The organism is Streptomyces sp. 8K308 (assembly GCF_004348315.1).
In the GTDB taxonomy this organism is placed as follows: Bacteria; Actinomycetota; Actinomycetes; order Streptomycetales; family Streptomycetaceae; genus Streptomyces.
Window position 1 is genome coordinate 1 of sequence record NZ_SMKC01000653.1, and the last position, 1,040, is coordinate 1,040.

General features: G+C 73.1%; 1 protein-coding gene and 1 pseudogene. One reads left to right on the top strand and one right to left on the bottom strand.

Features of this window, described 5'->3' with window-relative positions; genetic code table 11:
- Nucleotides 1-376: GAF domain-containing protein (locus tag E1265_RS36450; RefSeq protein WP_132935210.1), on the bottom strand; the 376-nt coding region annotated here is incomplete at its 3' end.
- Between the two features lie 135 nt (nucleotides 377-511).
- On the opposite strand from E1265_RS36450, the pseudogene E1265_RS36455 reads away from it, so the two are divergent.
- Nucleotides 512-1,040 (top strand): annotated as a pseudogene (locus E1265_RS36455) (hypothetical protein); the annotation flags it as partial.

Here is a 1,040-nt window from a genome sequence, read left to right on the forward strand (position 1 = left end):
GGTGGGAGCCGGGCCAGAGCAGCACGAGACCGCCCCAGAGTGTCGAGCCGCTGGTGATCGGCGCCGCGGCCAGGGCGAAGTCGTAGGGCAGCACCAGCGCGGGGCGCGGGTACTGGCGTGCCATCTCCTCCCGGTTCCCCAGCCACACCAGGTGGCGCTCCCGGACCGCGTCGGCCACCGGAATGGGCGCGGTCAGCGGGACCCGTACCCAGGGGGCCGCGATCCGCGGGGACACCCCCGACATCACGACGAGCCGCAGGACATCGCGGTCAGGCGGCAGCACGTACACCAACACGACCGAGGCGCCGGTCTCCTGGGCTCCTCGGGAGACGGCGGCGTCGAGGATCCCGGGCCCGACCTCCCCATTTCCAGACATATCGGAATGATACGGGCAATCAGGGTGTCGTCGTCCCAGCCGGGGCCTGGCGGCGCCCGACCGCCTCCTGTTAGCTGGCCCTGTGAGCTGGCGAGGACGTGGCCGGCGCGGCGGGGAAGGCAGGGAGATGCCTCGGTGAGCAGGGCGTACACACACCTTGGGGCGTACAGCGACTGGGCGGAGGGAGCTCGGCTGGCGGACGGCCTCTTTCCCGCCGCGGTTCCCGGCGAGGCGACGCGGGAGTCGGTGCGTCGGGTGCTCGACGGCGGGCGTTGCGAGGCGCCGCGCGAGGTGCGGGTCGAGCGCGACTGGCGGGAGGACGGGCTGCGCGGCGAACTCGTCTCCTGGTCGGTGGGGTACGGGCCCCGCACCGAGGCGTTCGTGCTGCGCCCCGACACGGACGAGCCGTTGCCAGGCGTACTCGCGATGCACGAGCACGCGGGCGTGAAGTACCACGGGAAGGAGAAGATCGCAGACGGGCCCGACGGGCCGCCGCGGGAGCTCGAGTCCCTGCGCGACACCTACTACGGCGGCCGTGCCTGGGCCAACGCGCTGGCCCGCCGCGGTTACGTGGTGCTGGCGCACGACGTGTTCATGTGGGGCAGCCGCCGGTTCGAGCTGGACCTGGAGTCGGACCAGGCGCGGCGCGAGGTGGCCTCGATGC